This window comes from Gemmatimonadota bacterium (assembly GCA_016714015.1).
GTDB lineage: Bacteria > Gemmatimonadota > Gemmatimonadetes > Gemmatimonadales > Gemmatimonadaceae > Pseudogemmatithrix.
Map to the genome: position 1 here is coordinate 694339 of JADJNZ010000004.1, position 6110 is coordinate 700448.

General features: G+C 61.9%; 4 protein-coding genes. 2 read left to right on the forward strand and 2 right to left on the reverse strand.

Annotated elements, in window-relative coordinates:
* Window positions 1-25: 25 nt before the first annotated feature.
* Together IPJ78_10320 and IPJ78_10325 are read left to right on the forward strand one after the other, a co-directional pair.
* A complete protein-coding gene (locus IPJ78_10320) occupies window positions 26-1360 on the forward strand; it encodes a hypothetical protein (protein MBK7906942.1) in 1335 nt (444 codons plus the stop codon).
* An 81-nt stretch (window positions 1361-1441) separates the two neighbouring features.
* Window positions 1442-2845: a DUF559 domain-containing protein gene (locus IPJ78_10325; protein MBK7906943.1), complete on the forward strand. Its 1404-nt coding sequence runs from the start codon at window positions 1442-1444 to the stop codon at window positions 2843-2845.
* A gap of 173 nt (window positions 2846-3018) precedes the next feature.
* Here the strand turns inward: IPJ78_10325 and IPJ78_10330 are convergent, their stop codons facing one another.
* On the reverse strand, window positions 3019-4353 hold the full coding sequence (locus IPJ78_10330; GenBank protein MBK7906944.1) for a hypothetical protein: 1335 nt from the start codon (window positions 4351-4353) through the stop codon (window positions 3019-3021).
* A complete protein-coding gene (locus tag IPJ78_10335; protein MBK7906945.1) occupies window positions 4346-5722 on the reverse strand; it encodes a hypothetical protein in 1377 nt (458 codons plus the stop codon). Before IPJ78_10335 ends, IPJ78_10330 begins: the two co-directional genes overlap by 8 nt.
* Window positions 5723-6110: the final 388 nt, after the last annotated feature.

The window sequence follows — 6110 nt, forward strand, 5'->3', positions numbered from 1 at the left end:
CTCGAACGAGGAGGAGCATGAGATCATGGCCGGTTTGCCGGATTCGAGTGCTCTTCCCGAGCTAAGCGATTTCGAGTCGTGTTCGAGCGCACTCTACGCCGCGATCGAGGTAGAGCCCTCACGCTGGTTTGCCGACGTGCTTTCTGAGGACGAGCGCGAGGGGCTTGAGGCGTGCGATCGCGCGCTCTCGTCGTTTGCCCTTGAGTTCGAGGCGAAGCTCGCGTGGCAGCGTGTGCTTGTGGGCGCGGGGCACTCCAGCGATCCTTCTCGAGCACTTTGGGAAGCTCTGGCGGACCGCATCGAGTCCGCGGCTGCGATGTGGCGCCGGACGCTCATGCAGCTCAACGAACATGAACCGGAGATCTCTGGCCTAGCATCATGGCCTGCGGATCAGGCCCTCGCGGTCGCACGCGAGCTCACCACTCACGTTCAGAACGGCGGTGGCACAGGATCGCTACGGGTGATCTTCAAGGGACGATGGCGGCAGTTCCTGAAGTCGGTTCGTGTGCAGGGACGTGAGCCGAGATCCGCAGCTGAGCTCCGGGCGATCGCCCAGGCGCTCGAACTCGAGCTGGAGCGGCAGTCCCTTGCGAGAGCCTGGCGCAAGAACGGGGAGCCGGCCGGTCTTCCACCACTCGATGGCATCGCCGCACCCCGTGAGCAGGTGCTGACCGGTTACTCGGCGCAGATCCGCGACTCGCTGGGATGGTGGGAGCGCCGCTGGGGGGAGATTGCGATTCACCTGCAGGCGGTCGGATTCCGCTGGGAGGCGTTCAGGCAACACCAGGTCGCCTTCCTCGCGCCGGCCGTTCCGTTCGAGCAGGACGTCACGCTGTCGACCGTCCATGTCCGAACGCACATCCAGGCCCGACTCGCGCTCGTGCGAAGGCTCGGCGCGCAACGAATCCTCACCGCCGTCCGGGACGAGCTCGTTCGGTACAGTGGCCCCGTCGTGCGCTCGTTACGAGAGGCAGTCGAACAAGCGGACCCCGTTCGCTACGGCGAGGCGCTGGCACAGCTGTCGCGCCTTCGATCTAGCGCGCAGTTCGCACGACGTCGCACGGCCCTGCTAGAGCAGCTCGGCGCTGCTGCCTCCACTTGGGCGCAGGCCATTCGCACTCGCAAGGAAGTGCATGGCCTCACGACGGTCCCGGGAGACGCCGCGACCGCGTGGCGGTGGCGGCAGTTTGCGCAGGAACTCGATCGGCGCGCGGCGCTGGACGAGACCACCCTCATGGAGCGCCTGCACGACCTGCAACGGACGCTTCGCGCGACCATGGTCAACCTCATCGACCAGCGCGCGTGGCTGGGGCAAGTCAGGCGTGTGACCCTGCCAGCTCAGCAGGCGCTGCAGAGATGAACGCAGATCCAGAACAAGATTGGAAAGGGTACGGGCAAGCGTGTGCCCGAGCTTCAGGTGGCGGCACGGCGTCAGCTCTCTATGGCCCGCGACGCGGTGCCGGTCTGGATCATGCCATTGAGTCGGGTGGCGGAGAGTATCGATCTGTCGAGGGAGCGCTTCGACGTGGTCATCGTCGACGAGGCAAGTCAGTCAGATGTCCTCGGCCTGCTGGCATGGTATCTCGGCAAGTCCGTGGTTGTTGTAGGTGACGACCAGCAGATGAACCCGCTAGCAGTGGGGCAGAACGTCGACGCGATCACCGCCCTGCGCCTTCAGTACCTCACAGGCATTCCGAACGCCGAGACCTACGATGCGAAGACGTCACTCTACGACTTGGCTGGACAGTGCTTCGGCGGGACGATCGCGCTTCGCGAGCATTTTCGATGCGTCCCGGACATCATCGAGTTCTCCAATCAGCTCTCATACGGTGGCACGATCCGACCGCTCCGTGATCCGACCCGGGTGCCTCGTCCGCACGTTGTGGAGGTCATCGCCGATGCGTCCACTGGTGGCCTGAGGGACGGTCGAGCGAAGGTCAACCTGTCAGAAGCCCGGCTCATCGCGGCGCTCCTGAAGGCCGCGCTGGAGCATCCGCGATACGCCGGGGCCACATTCGGCGCGATCACTCTTCTGGGTGACGAGCAATCCAAGCTAATTCAGGACCTCGCGCTCGAACTCGTGGGTGCCGTCACACTGGATCGGTGCCGCTTCGCGGCCGGCAACTCGGCGCAGTTCCAAGGTGATGAGCGCAACGTCATCTTCCTCTCCATGGTGGACTCGCCCTCGGATGGCGTCCACACTCTCAGCGCACAACCCGCGACTCGGCAACGCTACAACGTCGCGGCAAGCCGAGCGCAGGACCAACTCTGGCTCGTCCACTCGCTAGATCCGAATCGGGACCTTCAGCAGGGCGACCTTCGCCGGCGCCTGATCGAACACGTTCGCAATCCGGATGCGATCCAAAGAGAGGTGGCCGCGAACATGGCCCTCACCGAGTCGCATTTCGAGAAGGCTGTTCTCAACGACTTGGTTGTTGCAGGATACGACGTGCAGCCCCAGGTTGTAGTTGGCAGGTATCGACTAGACTTCGTCGTGCACGCGGGTGACAAGCGGGTCGCGTTCGAGTGCGACGGCGATCGCTATCACGGGTTCGAGAAGATCGAGGATGACCTCGCGCGCCAGGCCGTTCTGGAGCGCGCGGGATGGCGGTTCGTGCGGATTCGTGGGACCCAGTACTACCGCGATCGCGAACGCACGATGCGATTGGCCCGTGAGCGACTGGCCGCGCTCGGTATCGAACCGCGGCGCGAGATCGCACCGGAGGATCGCGGTGGTCAGGAGAGGGCGTTCCGCGAAGAGATCTTGCGTCGTGCGTGGATGACTCTCCGGGAGAAGGGGTGGATATTAGGTGAGCAAGTCGCCATGGCAGTTCCCCGCGGCTGACCCTGGTTTCACGGGATTCTGTGGATGGCGCGCTTCCGTCTGTGGTGCGCGACCCAGAACTGCTAGAGGATGGGGACTCGACACCGAGCGAGACGAGGTCCGCGGCTAGACTCGAGCAATCCCCAGTCGCGGCCATCGGGAGGAAGTGTCGTTCGCCCGCACGCGCGCCAGCACTAGGGAATTGGCACTCCGAGCTTGTGTGCGAGACTTCGGCAGTGGCTGTTCTCAGGCTCCAACTGCACACCTAGAGCGACCACGTCGCGCGCACGCGCCTCGTTGCCAAGAGAAAGGTAGATCCATGCCAAGCGCGAGTGATCCGTTGCGTTCAAGTCGTCCAGCAAAGACTCTAGGCTGCGTGAAATGGCGGTGAGCAGAAGGCGCCTCTCGTCATTGTCGACAAGTGATCGTCCCTCCTTTCGAGCTTCGGTAAGCAGGTAGGTTACCGCAAACGCAGCACGACTCACTTGCTGGGCATCCGCTCCACGTGCGGTGGCCAGCTCCGCCAAGGCCCGGAGTTCGTTGACGGAGTCGCCGGCGGCGCGACTGAGCGACGCTATCTGCTGCCACACTTCAGCATGGGACAGTGAGGAATCGCCGCTCTCAATGAACTGCCTGAGATAGTCGATTGCGATCCTGCGGCCGGAAGCGCTCCCCTCCTCAACGAAGAGCCGAGCAATCTCTGGAAGCGACGCCGGAGCCCGTGACCCAATGAAGCTCAGCATCGCCCGATGAGCATGAAGATCAGACCTCCCGGCGGCTACTTCGCGCGCGAGAGCACTCAAGAGCCGATGGATGCGAGGTAGAACTCCAGCTTGAGACTCGGCACGGCTGGCAGCTCCAAAAAGCTGGAGTAGCTGGAAGTCCAGCTCAATCGTGGCCTTCCAAGGACTCGCGTTCAGCTTCTTCTGACCAAAGCGCGTCGCTGCAAGCGGGACGCTTACGAATGTCTCGTCAGAATCGGGAGTGCCCCACTCCTCAACAAGCGAGAATCGCGTTAGCTCCGAGAGGGCAGCCCGAATGTCAAGCCGCTCTTCTGCACTTCGCAGGGAAACGGCCTCCAGCGCGAGCACTGGTACTGCTGAACGCCATCGAGACAGTAGCAAGAACAGTCTCTGAGCCGAAGGCGAGAGCGATGAGTACGTACGCTCAAACAGGGCGACGAGGATGTGCTCCTTGTCAGCTACGATCCGCTCCGGTTTCGAGGCTCGCCCTGCGCTGCGGACCTCTCCAAGGAGAATCTTCAATACATAGGGATGCCCCCCAGACTCGGAAACGAGCTCCGTCACGTAGGCCGCGCTGAGCAAGTCAGCTACTCCAAGACGCTGTGCTGTCGTGCGAATAAGCTCACGCGCCTCTGACTCGGTCATTCCCAGTACCTCAATTGGGTAGTCTCCGACAAAATCACGTGTTCGCGTCGTGATCAGCACCTTGTTCGGTGGGCGAATGTAGGTGTCAATCCAGCGAAAGAGCTCGTTTGGGTTCGATACAGTCTCGAAGTTGTCAAACACGAAGAGAGTGGGCCCAAGTGGCCCCTTGTTCAAGCATTCGGCCAAATAGGCTGCTGGTTTGAACCCTTACCCAACCGCTCTTGTGGTTCCATGAGCGACACGTACTGCGCGCAAAATCATCAAGAAGTACGCCGTGAGGGCGCACCTCCTTGGGTCCGCTCGGAAGGAGGTCGATGTCTCGTGCACTGAACCACACACCAGAGGAAAAGCGAGAGTCCGTGCGGTGCGCGAGATTCCACAGCACCTGCAGCGCGACTGACGTCTTGCCCGCGCCTCCAGGACCCGCAAGCGTCACGATCTCATGTCGCTCGCAAATCAACATTCCGGCTAGGCGCTCTTCGAGGTGCGCGCGGGTAACGTAGTCGGCGGGGGGAGGAGGAAAATTGGCGAGCAGTGTGCCTTGCACTTCCAATGCGGCACGCCCTTGCGTCCCGCTCGATGGTAAAGCCTGCGGTGTGGACAACAGGTGAGTGCCGTCGCGACGTGAACGTGAGTTCGAAGTGTAAGAGATGCTTTCGAACTCCTTTCCGCGGAACTGTCCGTTGGGAAGCTCGAAGTCGGTCAGATCAGCGTCGGCGAACAACAAATCGACGTGAAGCCAACTTCTGCTGAGCGGCGAAAATAGGTACACACCGGTTGATAGGTTTACTTCAGCGGTGCTCTTAAGGTGCTCGAAGGGCGCGGAGTCGCCGCCAATCATCGAAACCCGAAACTTCCCAGACAAGTTCCGGTGAAGAAAGGCGCAAGGGAGGTTCCATGCGCCTAGCTGCGTCGCCAGTGCCTCGATTGAGCTTTCAAGCAGAGGAGCAGCGGAGTGGCACTCCTTGGGTAGGGGTGCGCCATGTCCACGTGTCTTGTTGCGAAGGGCAGCAAACCAGTGGAACCATTGCCTGAGCGGCGTTGATTCAGTAAGTCGAATGTCATCAACGCCCATGAGCTTCGCCGCTGAAGCGAGCTCTTCGAGAGCTTTACGTTCCCAGGAGCCGGGTGCGGGCCTGCTCGTCAGTTGCCGGTGGGTCGGACGTAGGGCTTCGTCGAGCAACTGAGACGCCGGGCCAAAGAGTAGCTGGTCAAGAGCTGTCGCCCACTCGCCGATGCCGCCTGCGCGAACTAACGTGTGCGCGATGCCATAGCGAGAGCGATCGCGGTCCTCCTGCACCGCCGCATGGAGGGAAGCCACAAGCAGCTTGGTAATTAGCTCTCCGGTGTACAGCAATGCATAAAAGGCGGCGACGTCCGAGTCGCTGCGGTCTATCTCGTAACGCTGCTTCATGCGGTCTAGGGCTACTTGCATATCAGCGACTCTTGAAGTCGGGAAAATGTTTGCTTCTGCTGCGGCCGTTATAATGGCATGCGGGTGGGCGGCCACGCCCCACTCCCCAAGACTGAAGGCGGGGCCGCCCACCCGCTGCCGAAGCCCGGCCGTCGGCAGCAAGCGTCGTTAGCCTCCTCGCGATGCAAGCCAAGAACGCAACTCCTGTGCGGTAGAGAGAATCGACGGGTTCGCCGCGATGTGCGGGTCTAGCTCGTGTGTGGCGTAGTCGCTCGGCAGGCCAGTGTCGACGCTTACCACCCAGGAGTGCAAGGGGTCTCGCGGGCGTCCCTGCATGACGGAACGTGGAATGCGACCGATCAGACCGCCCACGGCGCCATATGTGGCTCGCTGATTCGCGCTTGCGAGCGCTGCGAGGATGCCTTCGAGCGAGAATGCGTTCATACGATGTACTTCAAAGCCTTTGAGGGGATGGTGGCGTAGT

Coding starts and splice junctions, on each gene's coding strand:
- IPJ78_10325 (MBK7906943.1), top strand. CDS start 1,442: ATGGCCCGCGACGCGGTGCCGGTCTGGATCATGCCATTGAGTCGGGTG.
- IPJ78_10320 (MBK7906942.1), top strand. CDS start 26: ATGGCCGGTTTGCCGGATTCGAGTGCTCTTCCCGAGCTAAGCGATTTC.